Consider the following 13,691-nt stretch of genomic DNA (forward strand, 5'->3'; position numbering starts at 1 on the left):
GCGTCAGCGCAGGCTCGGCAGATCGAGGCCATTGGCGCGCGCGCAGTCGATCGCCGTCTCGTAGCCGGCGTCGGCATGGCGCATGACCCCTGTCGCGGGATCGTTCCACAGCACGCGCTCGAGCCGGCGCGCCGCCTCCGGCGTGCCGTCCGCCACGATCACCATGCCAGCGTGCTGCGAATAGCCGATGCCGACGCCGCCGCCATGATGCAGCGACACCCAGGTGGCGCCGCTCGCACAGTTGAGCAGCGCGTTGAGCAACGGCCAGTCGGACACCGCGTCGGAGCCGTCGCGCATCGCCTCGGTTTCGCGGTTCGGGCTCGCCACCGAGCCGCTGTCGAGATGATCGCGGCCGATCACGATCGGCGCCTTGAGCTCGCCGCGCGCCACCATCTCGTTGAAGGCAAGGCCGAGCCGATGGCGATCGCCGAGGCCGACCCAGCAGATCCGCGCCGGCAGCCCCTGAAACTTGATGCGCGCCTTCGCCATGTCGAGCCAGTTGTGCAGGTGGCCGTCGTTCGGCATCAGCTCCTTGACCTTGGCGTCGGTCTTGAAGATGTCCTCGGGATCGCCCGACAGCGCCGCCCAGCGGAACGGACCCACGCCGCGGCAAAACAGCGGACGGATATAGGCCGGCACGAAACCCGGAAAATCGAACGCCTGCTTCAGGCCCATGTCCTTGGCCATCTGGCGGATGTTGTTGCCGTAGTCGAGCGTCGGGATGCCCTGCGCGTGAAAATCCAGCATCGCTTGGACGTGATCGACCATCGAGGTCTTGGCCGCGGTCTCGACCGCCTTCGGATCGGCGGCGCGCCGCGCTTCCCACTCGGCGAGCGTCCATCCCTTGGGCAAATAGCCGTTGATCGGGTCATGTGCGCTGGTCTGGTCGGTGACGATGTCCGGCCGCACGCCGCGTCGCACCAGCTCGGGAAAGATCTCGGCCGCATTGCCGAGCAGGCCGACCGACACCGGCCTCTGCGTCTTGGCCGTGTCGGCAATGATGGCGAGTGCTTCGTCGAGCGTCGCAGCCTGGCGATCGAGGTAGCCCGTGCGCAGCCGCATCTCGATGCGGCTCGGCTGGCATTCGACTGCAAGCATCGAGGCGCCGGCCATGGTCGCGGCCAGCGGCTGGGCGCCGCCCATGCCGCCGAGGCCCGCCGTCAGGATCCACTTGCCGGCGAGACTGCCGCCATAGTGCCGGCGGCCGACCTCGACAAATGTTTCATACGTCCCCTGCACGATGCCCTGGCTGCCGATATAGATCCACGACCCCGCGGTCATCTGGCCGAACATCATCAGGCCCTGGCGGTCGAGCTCGTTGAAGTGATCGAGCGTGGCCCAATGCGGCACCAGGTTCGAATTCGCGATCAGGACGCGCGGCGCATCGGCATGGGTGCGGAAAATCCCGACCGGCTTGCCGGACTGCACCAGCAGCGTCTGGTCACCCTCGAGCTTGCGCAAGGACGCGGCGATCCGGTCGAAGCTCTCCCAGTCGCGCGCCGCACGGCCGATGCCGCCATAGACCACGAGCTCGCTCGGGCGCTCGGCGACGTCAGGATCCAGATTGTTCATCAGCATGCGCAGCGGCGCTTCGGTCAGCCAGCTCTTCGCGCTGATGTCGGTGCCGCGGGGGGCGCGGATGATGCGTTCATTATCCAGTCGGCTGTTCATGACGGATGTCCCTGTCGGCTAAGCAAGTCTTGGAAACGGATCGGTCGGAAGGACCGCGAGCACAGCCGCGGGCAACGCGTCGGCTTCGACCAGCGACGCGGCCTGCGCGAGATCGCCGGCCATGTAGCGGTCGGCGGCGAGCGCCGGAACGTGCTCGCGCAGCGCGGCAATGACCGCGGCGAGCGGCGCGCTGGTCGCATGCGGGGCGCGCAGCGTGATGCCCTGTGCCGCGACCAGCAGCTCGATGCCGAGGATGGCGGCGAGATTGTCGGCCATGTCGGACAGCCGGCGCGCGGCGTGCGCGGCCATCGAGACGTGGTCTTCCTGATTGGCGCTGGTCGGCGTGGAGTCGATCGAGCACGGCATCGCGCGCTGCTTGTTCTCGGCATAGAGCGCCGCCGCCGTCACCTCGGCGATCATGAACCCGGAATTGATGCCGGGCTCCGGCGTCAGGAATGGAGGCAAGCCGAAGTTCAGGGCGGGATCGACGAGGGTCGCGATCCGGCGCTCGCTGGTGGCGCCGATCTCCGCGAGCGCCAGCGCGATCTGATCGGCGGCAAACGCCACCGGCTCGGCGTGAAAATTGCCGCCTGAGACGATCTCGCCCGTATCGACCAACACCAACGGATTGTCCGTCACCGCATTGGCTTCAATGGTCAACGCACGGGCGGCTTGCGCCAGCAGGTCGAGCACGGCGCCCGCGACCTGCGGTTGGCAGCGCAGGCAATACGGATCCTGCACGCGCTCGTCGCCTTCGAGATGCGATTGCCTGATGTCGCTACCGTCGAGCAGCGCGATCAAGGCCGCCGCCGCGGCGATCTGCCCCTCATGGCCGCGCAACGCTTGTATCTCGGGACGAAACGGCACCGTGGAGGCCATCGCCGCGTCGACCGACAGCGCACCGGTCACCAGCGCAGTGCAGGCCAGGCGATGCGCGCGCAGCAGGCCGGAAATCGCATAGGCCGTCGAAAACTGCGTGCCATTGATCAGCGCGAGCCCCTCCTTGGGACCGAGCGTCAACGGCGCAAGACCGGCAGCGGCAAGCGCCTCGCTGCCCGGCACCATCTTGCCGTCAAGAAACGCCTGCCCCTCCCCGATCATCACCGCCGTCATATGCGCAAGCGGCGCCAGATCGCCGGAGGCGCCGACCGAGCCCTGCTGCGGCACCAGCGGAGTGACGCCGCGCGCCAGCATGCCCTGCAACTGCTCGATCACATCACGCCGCACGCCGGACGCGCCGCGGCCGAGCGAGATCACCTTCAACGCCATCATCAGGCGCACGATCGGCTCTGATGTCGCCGGGCCTACGCCGCAGCAATGCGACAGGATCAGATTGCGCTGAAGCAGCGCGGTCTGGTCGGGAGCGATCCGCGTCGATGCCAGCTTTCCGAAGCCGGTATTGATGCCGTAGACGGGGACGTCGATCCGCGCGGCCTTCGCCACGATTGCCGCGGCCGCCTCGACGCGCGGCCAGAACGATGGATCGAGTGTGATCGACGCGCCGTCCAGCACGCGCGCCAACACGTCGAGGCCGACGGTTCCGGGCTTCACGACGATCGGTCCGACCGGATCGCTCATTGCCCCCTCCACACCCGCCGATGCAGCGGATTGAAGCCGATGCGGTAGACCAGTTCGGCCGGCCGCTCGATGCCCCAGATCGCCAGATCGCAATATTTGCCGGCCTCCAACGTGCCGGTCTCGGCGAGCATGCCGAGCGCGCGCGCGCCTTCCCGCGTCACGCCCGTGAGGCATTCGGCGACCGTCATCCGGAACAGCGTCGCACCCATGTTCATCGCAAGCAGCAGCGAGGTCAGCGGCGAGCTGCCGGGATTGCAGTCGGTCGCCAGCGCCATGTTCACGCTGTGCTTGCGGAACAGCTCGACAGGCGGCTTCTGGGTTTCGCGAATGAAGTAGAACGCGCCGGGCAACAGGACGGCGACCGTCCCGCTCTTCGCCATCGCGATAGCACCCGCTTCATCGGTGTGCTCCAGATGATCGGCCGAGAGTGCGGAGAACTTTGCGGCGAGCGCGGCACCGCCGAGATTCGACAGTTGGTCCGCGTGCAGCTTGACGGGCAATCCGAGCGCACGCGCTGCCTCGAACACTAGCGCCGTCTGCTCGGCTGAAAACGCAATGCCCTCCATGAAGCCGTCGACGGCATCGGCAAGGCCGGCCTTGGCCACCGCCGGCAGCATCTCGCTGCAAACCAGATCGATGTAGCGGTCCTTGTCGCCATCGGCTTCCGGCGGCAGCGCATGCGCACCGAGAAACGACGTGCGGATCGCAACCTGGCGCAGGCGGCCGAGGCTGCGTGCCGCCGCCAGCTGCCGCATCTCGGTCTCGGCATCGAGGCCATAGCCGGACTTGATCTCGACTGTGGTCGCGCCTTCGCCGATCAGCGCATCGAGCCGCGGCAGCGCGCCGGCAACGAGCTCGGCCTCGGTCGCCCTGCGCGTGGCGGCAACAGTCGAGACGATGCCGCCGCCCGCGCGCGCGATCTCCTCGTAGCTCGCGCCCTTGAGACGAAGCTCGAATTCATGCGCGCGGTTGCCGCCATAGACGAGATGGGTGTGGCAATCGACCAGGCCGGGCGTGATCCAGCGGTCGCCGCAATCGATCCGTTCGGCCGCGTCCGCATCCACAGGAAAGTCCGACTGCGCGCCTGCATAGGCGATGCGGCCGTCGCGCGCCGCGATCAGGCCCTGCTCAACCTCGCCGAGATCGGCGCGATCGCCGCGCATCGTGGCGAGCCGGGCGTTGTGCCAGATGCGGTCGAAACGCTGTGCCATGCGATCGTCCCCTCGAGCTGGGATGCTTGACTTATATGTCTAGACATATAATCGTGTCGAGGTTCTGTCCAGCCGGCGTGGAAAAATGACACGACTGCATTTCGCATGCGCGCTGCTGCCTTCGGGCTGGGCCAATGACGTGCAAATCGTGGTCGCCGACGGTGCGATCGCCGCGGTGACGGCAGGTGCGGCGCCCGCCTCCGGCGACGAATGTCATCGATTGGCGGTACCGGGACTGGCGAGCCTGCACAGTCACGCTTTCCAGCGCGGCATGTCCGGCCTTGCCGAACTGCGCGGCGACACCACCGATACGTTCTGGACCTGGCGCGAGACGATGTATCGCTTCGCGCTGACCATGACGCCGGACGACGTCGCTGCTGTTGCCACCCTGCTCTATGTCGAGATGCTCGAGCGGGGCTTTACCCGGGTCGGCGAATTTCACTATCTGCACCATGACCGCGACGGTTCCCCCTACGCCAACCCCGCCGAGATGGCCGTGCGCATTGTGGAAGCGACCGAGGCCTCCGGCATCGGGCTTACGCTGCTGCCGAGCTTTTATGCCCACGGCACGTTCGGCGGTGCAGCACCACATGCCGGTCAGCGTCGCTTCATCTGCTCGGTCGACCAGTTCGCCGCGCTGATGGCTGCCTCGCGCGAGGCGATCCGAACACTTCCCGGCGCCACTATCGGCATCGCCCCGCACAGCCTGCGCGCCGTGGCGCCGGACGAGCTCGCGGCAATCATTCCGCTGGCCGCCGCAGACCCGATCCACATCCACGCCGCCGAACAGCTGCGCGAGGTGGAGGATTGCCTGGCCTGGTCGGGACAGCGGCCGGTGGAATGGCTGCTCGACCATGTGCCGGTTGATCGACGCTGGTGCCTCATTCACGCAACCCACATGACGGATCGGGAAGTCGCCGCGCTCGCCGGCAGCGGCGCCGTTGCCGGCCTCTGCCCGGTCACCGAAGCGAGCCTGGGCGATGGCATCTTTGCGGCGCGCGAATTCCTTGCCGCGGGCGGCCGGTTCGGCATCGGGACCGATTCCAATGTGCTGGTCGGCGTCGCCGACGAGTTGCGTCAGCTCGAATACGGCCAGCGGCTGAAACATCGCGAGCGCAACGTGCTCTCGGGACGTCCTGGCGCATCCATCGGCCGTGCCCTGTTCGACCACGCGCTCACGGGCGGCGCGCAGGCCCTGGCGCAGCCCGACGTCGGGCTCATGCCAGGCGCGCGCGCTGACATTGTCAGCCTCGACATCGCGCATCCGTCGCTGGCGGGACGGTCGGGCGATGCCGTTCTCGACGGCTGGCTGTTTGCGACCGCAAGCGACGCGATCGATTGCGTCTGGGCCGGCGGCGACAAGGTTGTCACCGGCGGACGACACCGGCTGCGCGGCAAGGCGCGCGAGCGATTCAATGCGAGCGTCCGGAGGCTCGTCGCATGAACGTCGCCTCCGATCGAGCCAAGCCGGGCGCGGCCGAAAAGCCGACTCTCTATAAACGGATCCGGCTCGATATCGAGACCCGGATCCTGACCGGCGAATGGCCGCCGGGCCACCGTATTCCGTTCGAACATCAGTTGATGGCGCGCTATCGTTGCTCGCGCATGACGGTGAACAAGGCGCTGTCCGAGCTTGCGCAAGCCGATCTGATCGAGCGGCGGCGGCGGGCCGGCACATTCGTGCGCCGGCCGCAGCACATGTCGGCGGTGCTCAAGATCGCCGACATCCGTGCTGAGATCACTGCGCTCGGCCGCAGCTATGGCTATCAGCTGATCGATTGCCGGCGTCGCGCCGCGACCGCGGCCGATCGTGCCCGGCTCGGCGTGAGCACGGCCGGCAAGGTGATCGCGATCGCCTGCCGGCACAGCGCCGACGACGTGCCATTCGCCGTCGAGGACAGGCTGATCGATCTCTCCACGGTTCCGGAAGCCGCAACGGCGGACTTTGCGCGCGAGCCGCCGGGATCATGGCTGCTGCATCATGTGCCGTGGACCGAGGCCGAACATACGATCAGCGCCGTGGTCGCGGACGAGCATACGGCCAAGGCCCTCGACATCGCGGTCGGTGCGCCTTGCCTCGTGATCGACCGCTATACCTGGCGCAGCGCGCGCACGGTGACCGCGGTGCGGCTGCATTATCCAGGCGACACCCACCGCCTGGTGGCTCGCTTCAAGGGAGGCTGAGAACGGCTTGCGCGGCATATTTCATGCAATGCATCATGAGCCGCCATCCGCCGAGAGGCTTCATGCGGCAATCCGCCGCGACTGACGTGACGACATCAACTGGGTTCAATCCATCGTTCAAGGGGTCGACAATCATGGGTTCCTTCAAGCTATTGCCTGCCATCGCGGTGTTGCTCGCGTCCAGCGCCGCATTCGCTGACGACGTCAAGGTCGGCGTCGGCATCTCCGGCTGGACCGGATTCGCGCCGCTGACGCTCGCCAAGGAGGCCGGCATCTTCAAGAAGAACGGTCTCGACGTGACATTGAAGAAGATCCCGCAGAAGGACCGCCATCTCGCGATCGCCTCGGGCGACATCCAGTGCGCGGCGACCACGGTCGAGACCTGGATCTCCTGGAACGCCAATGGCGTCGCGACCAAGCAGATCTTCCAGCTCGACAAGAGCTATGGCGCCGACGGCATGGCCGTGCGCAACGACGTCGCCGCGATCAAGGATCTGAGGGGCAAGACCGTCGCGGCATCGGCGCCCGGCACCTCGCCCTATTTCGCGCTGGCCTGGATGCTGAAGAAGAACGGCCTCACGGTGAAGGACGTCACCGTGGTCAACCTGGAGCCGGCCGCTGCGGCGCAGGCTTTCGTCTCCGGCCAGAACGATGCCGCGATGACCTACGAACCCTATCTGTCGACGGTGCGCGCCGCGCCCGACAAGGGCAAGATCATCGCCACCACGCTCGACTATCCGATCGTGATGGACACCTTCGGCTGCACCCCGAAATTCCTGACCGACAATCCGAAGGCGGCGCAGGCACTGGCCGACAGCTATTTCGAGGCGCTCGACATGATCGCCAAGGACCAGTCCAAGGCCTATGAGATCATGGGCGCGGACGTGAAGCAGTCCGGCGAACAGTTCGGCAACTCGGCGAAGTACCTGCGCTGGCAGGACAAGGCCGCCAACCAGAAATTCTTCGCCGGCGACTTCCTCACCTTCAACAAGGACGCCGCGGAGCTCCTGCTCGAGGTCGGCATCATCAAGGCCGCGCCGAAGGTCGAGGACATCTACGACGCAAGCTTCATCAAGTAACGCAACGACCACTTAGCCCGGTCCCGCCTCGCGACATGCCGGGCGGGACCGGCGCATGAGATACGCCCGGATCAATTGATGCGTCCCCTCGAGCCCACCACATCGAAGCAGCGCGTGGCCTATGGCCTCGCCTTCTTCGTGCTGTTCGTCGCCCTCTGGTCCTGGGCGACGTTCGGCGGCCATGTGTCGAAGACCTTCCTCGCCAACCCGCTGACCATGGTGCAGGAGGGCTATGAGCTGCTCGCCAAGCAAGGCTTCCTGTTCGATATCGGCATGACGATCTGGCGCGTCATCGGCGGCTTTGCGCTCGCCGGCGTGATCGCGGTGCCGATCGGCGTGCTGATGGGCGCGTATAAGCCAATCGAGGCCTTCCTCGAACCCTTCGTGTCCTTTGCGCGCTATCTGCCGGCTTCCGCGTTCATCCCGCTGCTGATCCTGTGGGCCGGCATCGGTGAGTTGCAGAAGCTGCTGGTGATCTTCATCGGCGCGGTGTTCCAGATCATCCTGATGGTGGCCGTCACCGTCGGCGCCACGCGGCGCGATCTGGTGGAAGCCGCCTACACGCTCGGCGCCCGCGACAGCGGCATCATCCGCCGCGTGCTGCTGCCTTCCGCGGCCCCCGAGATCGCCGAGATCCTGAGGCTGGTGCTCGGCTGGGCCTGGACCTATGTGATCGTGGCCGAGCTGATCGGCTCATCGTCCGGCATCGGGCACATGATCACCGACAGCCAGGCACTGCTCAACACCGGTCAGATCATCTTCGGCATCATCGTGATCGGGCTGATCGGCCTGATCTCCGATTTCCTGTTCAAGGCGTTCAACGCCTGGCTGTTCCCGTGGAAGCTCGCATGACCGCGCTCAGGATCGATCAGGTCTCCCGAACCTTCCCCGCCCGCGCCGGCCGCGCGCCGACCCGCGCACTCGAACCGACCACGCTCGATGTCGGCGACAACGACTTCGTCACCATCCTCGGCCCCTCCGGCTGCGGAAAGTCCACCCTGCTGCGGATCGTCGCCGGGCTCGACCGGCCGACCAGCGGGCGCGTCACGCTCGACGGGCGCGAGGTCACCGGCCCCGGCGCCGACCGCGGCATGGTGTTTCAGTCCTATACTTTGTTTCCCTGGCTGACCGTGCGCGAGAACATCGCCTTCGGCCTGCGCGAGCGCGGCGCGTCGCAGGCGGAACGCCATGACATCGCCGACGCCTTCATCCGCCGGGTCGGACTATCCGGCTTCGAAAATCACTGGCCGAAGCAGCTGTCGGGCGGCATGCAGCAGCGCACCGCGATCGCCCGCGCGCTTGCCAATGATCCAAAAATCCTGCTGCTCGACGAGCCGTTCGGTGCGCTCGACAACCAGACCCGGGCCTTGATGCAGGAGATGCTGCTCGGGATCTGGGAGCGCGACCAGAAGACGGTGCTGTTCGTCACCCACGATATCGAGGAAGCGATCTTCCTCGGCAGCCGCGTCATCGTGATGAGCGCCCGTCCCGGCCGCATCAAGGCGGAGATCGCGGTCGATCTACCGCATCCGCGCTCCTACAAGATCAAGACCACGCCGGAATTCGTCGCCCTGAAGGAGCGGCTGGTCGAGGAGATCCGCACCGAGGCCCTCAAGGTCGCCGAACAGGCCTGATACTCAGCCACCTTGTCAGTGGCTGATCATCCAGGGCCGCGCAGTCGGAAAGCCCTTGGCGCCGCTCCTGGTCTTGGTCATCAGTCGCGCCGGCTTCTTCTTTCCCGAGGAAGAGCAGCAGCCGCAGCCCGGGCCGTGCGCGGCCTTGTATTGATCGAGCGTCTTCGGCGCGTGCCGGCTCTGCTCGTTGGTGGCGTGGGCCTTGCGCTTGTCCGAGGGCATGCAGAAGAACGCCGGCGCGGTCAGGATCACACGCGGCGCCGTAGCCTCGCATTGCGGGCAGTCCTGCGGCAGGTCGCATTCGGCCATCGGCCGCATGTCGGTGAAGGGACCGCAATCGCTGCAGAGATATTCGTAGATCGGCATTACCTTAATCCTTGCGCAGTCGTGTGAAGTCCGGCGATGGATGCGGGGCGGCCAATACGAAAGCCGTCCCGCACCCTTCGCGCAGGGATCACTGAAAGGATCACTTGTCCGGCGAGATCGGCATCTGCACGTCGCCCTTGATATGCTTGATCGGCCCTGCCGACGACGGCATGACGTCGAAGTCGAAGATCTCCGTCGGCAGCCACAGCGTGGCGCAGGCGTTGGGCACGTCGACCACGCCGGAGATGTGGCCCTGGCACGGTGCGGTGCCGAGGATCGAATAGGCCTGGGCGCCGGAGTAGCCGAACTTCTTCAGATATTCGATCGCGTTCAGGCAGGCCTGGCGATAGGCGATGTGGACGTCGAGATAGTGCTGCTTGCCGGCCTCGTCGACCGAGATGCCCTCGAAGATCAGGTAGTCCTTGTAGTTCGGCGTGATCGGCGACGGCTTGAACACCGGATTCTTGATGCCGTATTTCGAGACGCCGTCCTTGATGATATCGACCTTGATGTGCAGCCAGCCGGCCATCTCGATGGCGCCGCAGAAGGTGATCTCGCCGTCGCCCTGGCTGAAATGCAAATCGCCCATCGAGAGCCCGCCGCCCGGCACATAGACCGGGAAGTAGATCTTGGAGCCGCGGGACAGATCCTTGATGTCGCAATTGCCGCCGTGCTCGCGCGGCGGCACGGTACGGGCGCCCTCGAGGCCGATCTTGGCCTTGGTGTCACCCTTGGCCTGGCCGGCATGCGCGGTCGGCGCGAACGGCGGATTGGCGAGGCCCGGCACGCGGGTCGGGTTGGTTGCGATCAGCTCGGCCTCGCGCTTGTTCCAGGCCGCCAGCATCTTGGCATCGGGCAGACAGCCGATCAGGCCGGGATGGATCAGGCCGGCGAAGTTCACGCCCGGGACGTGGCGCGACGAGGTGTAGAGACCCTTGATGTCCCAGATCGACTTCTGTGCCAGCGGGAAATGGTCGGTGAGGAAGCCGCCGCCGTTCTGCTTGGAGAAGAAGCCGTTGAAGCCCCACAGGCTCTCCTTCAACGGACCGACGTCAAGCAGGTCGACGACGAGGAGATCGCCGGGCTCGGCGCCCTTGACGCCGATCGGGCCGGACAGGAAGTGCACGATCGACAGATCGATGTCGCGCACGTCGTCAGCGGAATCGTTGTTCTTGATGAAGCCGCCGGTCCAGTCCACGGTCTCGATGATGAAGTCGTCGCCGGGGCTGACCCACTCGACGATCGGAACCTCGGGATGCCAGCGGTTGTGGATCTTGTCGTTCTCATAGGCCGACTTGCTGAGATCGACCTTGATCAATGTATCTGGCATCGCATTGCTCCCCTTCGTTGACTGGTGGTGGTTACACAGACAGATATTTCGAGATCTGCGCGGCATCGACGCTGGCGCGCGGATCGTCGCGGACGATCTCGCCGTTCTCGATCACGAGCACGCGGTCGGCGATATCGAGCGCGAAGCTCAGCACCTGTTCGGAGACCACGATCGACAGCCCGCGCTCGTCGCGGATCCGCTTCAGGGTGCGCGCCATGTCCTTGATGATCGACGGCTGGATGCCCTCGGTCGGTTCGTCCAGCAGCAGCACCTTCGGCTTGGTTGCCAGCGCGCGGGCGATCGCCAATTGTTGCTGTTGCCCGCCCGAGAGGTTGCCGCCGCGGCGGCCCTTCATTTCGAGCAGCACCGGAAACAGCTCATAGATGTCGCCGGGCACCTCGGAGCCGCCTGACACCACGAGCCCGGTCTCGATGTTCTCCTGCACCGTCATGGTGGAGAAGATCATGCGGCCCTGCGGCACGTAGGCGAGCCCCTTGGCCACCCGCTCGTAGCTCTTCATCGCGCCGAGCTCGGCGCCGTCCATGGTCACCTTGCCGCTTTTGGCCGGCAGGATGCCCATCAACGACTTCATCAGCGTGGTCTTGCCCATGCCGTTGCGGCCCATGATCGCGACGATCTCGTTGGGCGCGACCGAGACGTTGAGGCCGTGCAGCACCTCGCTCTGGCCATAGGCGACGTGAAGATCATTGATTGCCAGCATCGTCGCGCTCCTTAATGACCCAGATAGACTTCGATCACTTTCGGATCGTTCTTGACGTGCTCCATCGTCCCCTCGGACAGGATCTGGCCCTGGTGCAGCACGGTGACCTTGTGGGCGATGTCCTCGACGAACTTCATGTCGTGCTCGATCACCAGCACCGAGCGGTCCTTGATGATGCGGTTGAGCAGCTCGGCGGTCTTGGCGCGCTCGGACACGCTCATGCCGGCGACCGGCTCGTCGAGCATCAAAAGGTCCGGGTCCTGGATCAGCAGCATGCCGATCTCGAGCCACTGCTTCTGGCCATGGCTGAGCTGGTCGGCATAGGTGTTCAGCTTGTCCTTCAGGAAGATCATCTCGGCGACCTCCTCGACCCGCTGCTTGACGGTGTCGTCGCGCTGGAAGGCCAGCGAGCCGAACACGGTGCGGCCGCGCGGGAAAGAAATCTCGAGGTTCTCGAACACGGTGAGATCCTCGAACACCGACGGCGTCTGGAACTTGCGCCCCACCCCGGCCTGCACGATCTCGTTCTCGCGCAATCTGGTCAGCTCCTGGCCGCGGAACTGGATCGAGCCGGATGTGGCCCTGGTCTTGCCACAGATCAGGTCGAGCACCGTGGTCTTGCCGGCGCCGTTCGGGCCGATGATGACGCGGATCTCGTTCTCCTCGACATAGAAGGAGAGATCGTTGACGGCCTTGAAGCCGTCAAAGGACACGGTGAGACCGGAGACCGCGAGCAGGAATTCCTTGGGCTGATGGCCGACGAGCATGATGGTCCCTCCTCACTCGGCCGGTGCGCCGTCGGCGACCAGGCCGGGCGCCGATTTCGATTTGCGTGATGCCAACAGCCGATCGATGCGGGGCTGGACACGGTCCGCCCAGATCCCGGAGAGCCCGTTCGGGAACGCCAGCACGACCGCGATGAACAGCGCGCCGAGACCGAACAGCCAGAGCTGCGGGAAGGATTCCGAGAGGCTGGTCTTGGCAAAATTCACCAGCAGCGCGCCCCACACGGCGCCGAAGATCGACATCCGGCCGCCGACCGCGGTGTAGATCACCATCTCGATCGACGGCACGATGCCGACGAAGGACGGCGACATGAAGCCGACTTCCAGCGTGAACATGGCGCCGCCGATCGCGGCGAACACCGCCGCGGCGCAGAACGCGAAGATCTTGAAGTTGGCGACGCTGTAACCGGAGAAGCGCACGCGGTCCTCCTGCTCCCGCATCGCCACCAGGATGCGCCCGAGTTTTGTCAGGCGGATGAACTGCGCGGCAACGATGCAACCGAACAGCAGCACAACCTCGACGAAATACAGAATGAACTTGGCGTGATCGGTGCGGATGTCCCAGCCGTGCAGCGTGCGCAGATCCGTGATGCCGTTGATGCCGCCGGTGTAACCCTGCTGGCCCACGATCAGGATAGTGAGGATCGCGGCGATCGCCTGCGTGATGATCGCAAAGTACACGCCGCCGACCCGGCGCTTGAACATCGCGGCACCAATGATCAGCGCGAAGAAGGCGGGAACCAGCAGGATCGCCAGCACCGTGACCGGAAAACTGTGAAACGGCTTCCAGAACAGCGGAATTTGCGTGAGCTGGTTCCAGTCCATGAAATCCGGGATGCCCGGCGTCGACTGGATCTTGGTGTTGGCAACCGACGACGCCTCGAGCTTGAGGTACATCGCCATGCAGTAGCCGCCGAGGCCGAAGAACACGCCCTGCCCCAGGCTCAGGATGCCGCCATAGCCCCAGCACAACACGAGGCCGATGCCGACGAAGGCGTAGGTCAGGTATTTTGCGACCAGGTTGAGGCGGAAGATATCGAGCGACAGCGGCAGGATCAGAAGCAGCAGCACCGCGAGCGCAAGGAAGCCGAGCAGTTCGGAGCGATTGAAAAAGCGCGAGTTGATGATCATG

The 13,691-nt window shown here is 65.6% G+C and carries 13 protein-coding genes; 5 read left to right on the forward strand and 8 right to left on the reverse strand.

Going from position 1 to position 13,691, the window contains the following annotated elements; translation table 11 throughout:
* Positions 1-3 precede the first annotated feature (3 nt).
* From hutU to hutI, 3 genes are read right to left on the reverse strand one after another with little or no spacing between them, the layout of a single operon-like run.
* Complete coding sequence (hutU, locus tag BRSPCE3_RS03250) at positions 4-1,671, reverse strand: urocanate hydratase (protein WP_244064224.1); 1,668 nt, start codon at positions 1,669-1,671, stop codon at positions 4-6.
* A gap of 18 nt (positions 1,672-1,689) precedes the next feature.
* Positions 1,690-3,249, reverse strand: a complete 1,560-nt coding sequence (gene hutH, locus BRSPCE3_RS03255; protein ID WP_244064225.1) for a histidine ammonia-lyase — start codon at positions 3,247-3,249, stop codon at positions 1,690-1,692.
* The gene (gene hutI, locus BRSPCE3_RS03260; protein ID WP_244064226.1) at positions 3,246-4,460 is read right to left on the reverse strand and encodes an imidazolonepropionase; all 1,215 of its coding nucleotides are present in this window, start codon (positions 4,458-4,460) and stop codon (positions 3,246-3,248) included. Before hutI ends, hutH begins: the two co-directional genes overlap by 4 nt.
* 85 nt (positions 4,461-4,545) lie before the next feature.
* Between hutI and BRSPCE3_RS03265 the strand changes: the two genes are divergently transcribed.
* From BRSPCE3_RS03265 to BRSPCE3_RS03285, 5 genes are all read left to right on the forward strand, one after another.
* The gene (locus BRSPCE3_RS03265; protein ID WP_244064227.1) at positions 4,546-5,904 is read left to right on the forward strand and encodes a formimidoylglutamate deiminase; all 1,359 of its coding nucleotides are present in this window, start codon (positions 4,546-4,548) and stop codon (positions 5,902-5,904) included.
* On the forward strand, positions 5,901-6,644 hold the full coding sequence (hutC, locus tag BRSPCE3_RS03270) for a histidine utilization repressor (protein ID WP_244064228.1): 744 nt from the start codon (positions 5,901-5,903) through the stop codon (positions 6,642-6,644). The genes BRSPCE3_RS03265 and hutC overlap by 4 nt, the downstream gene beginning before the upstream one ends.
* A gap of 134 nt (positions 6,645-6,778) precedes the next feature.
* Complete coding sequence (locus tag BRSPCE3_RS03275) at positions 6,779-7,723, forward strand: ABC transporter substrate-binding protein (RefSeq protein WP_244064229.1); 945 nt, start codon at positions 6,779-6,781, stop codon at positions 7,721-7,723.
* 78 nt (positions 7,724-7,801) lie between these two features.
* On the forward strand, positions 7,802-8,575 hold the full coding sequence (locus BRSPCE3_RS03280; RefSeq protein WP_244064230.1) for an ABC transporter permease: 774 nt from the start codon (positions 7,802-7,804) through the stop codon (positions 8,573-8,575).
* On the forward strand, positions 8,572-9,357 hold the full coding sequence (locus tag BRSPCE3_RS03285; RefSeq protein WP_244064231.1) for an ABC transporter ATP-binding protein: 786 nt from the start codon (positions 8,572-8,574) through the stop codon (positions 9,355-9,357). The genes BRSPCE3_RS03280 and BRSPCE3_RS03285 overlap by 4 nt, the downstream gene beginning before the upstream one ends.
* 15 nt (positions 9,358-9,372) lie before the next feature.
* Here the strand turns inward: BRSPCE3_RS03285 and BRSPCE3_RS03290 are convergent, their stop codons facing one another.
* The 5 genes from BRSPCE3_RS03290 to urtC form a co-directional block, all read right to left on the reverse strand.
* Positions 9,373-9,723, reverse strand: a complete 351-nt coding sequence (locus BRSPCE3_RS03290) for a zinc ribbon domain-containing protein (RefSeq protein ID WP_244064232.1) — start codon at positions 9,721-9,723, stop codon at positions 9,373-9,375.
* 100 nt (positions 9,724-9,823) lie between these two features.
* The gene (gene fmdA, locus BRSPCE3_RS03295; RefSeq protein WP_212023055.1) at positions 9,824-11,053 is read right to left on the reverse strand and encodes a formamidase; all 1,230 of its coding nucleotides are present in this window, start codon (positions 11,051-11,053) and stop codon (positions 9,824-9,826) included.
* 31 nt (positions 11,054-11,084) lie between these two features.
* On the reverse strand, positions 11,085-11,774 hold the full coding sequence (gene urtE / locus BRSPCE3_RS03300) for an urea ABC transporter ATP-binding subunit UrtE (RefSeq protein ID WP_244064233.1): 690 nt from the start codon (positions 11,772-11,774) through the stop codon (positions 11,085-11,087).
* An 11-nt stretch (positions 11,775-11,785) separates the two neighbouring features.
* Entirely contained in the window at positions 11,786-12,541 is a 756-nt protein-coding gene (urtD, locus tag BRSPCE3_RS03305; protein ID WP_244064234.1) for an urea ABC transporter ATP-binding protein UrtD, read from the reverse strand.
* A 12-nt stretch (positions 12,542-12,553) separates the two neighbouring features.
* Positions 12,554-13,690: an urea ABC transporter permease subunit UrtC gene (gene urtC / locus BRSPCE3_RS03310; protein ID WP_244064235.1), complete on the reverse strand. Its 1,137-nt coding sequence runs from the start codon at positions 13,688-13,690 to the stop codon at positions 12,554-12,556.
* Position 13,691: the final 1 nt, after the last annotated feature.

Source organism: Bradyrhizobium sp. Ce-3, from assembly GCF_022835695.1.
GTDB lineage: Bacteria > Pseudomonadota > Alphaproteobacteria > Rhizobiales > Xanthobacteraceae > Bradyrhizobium.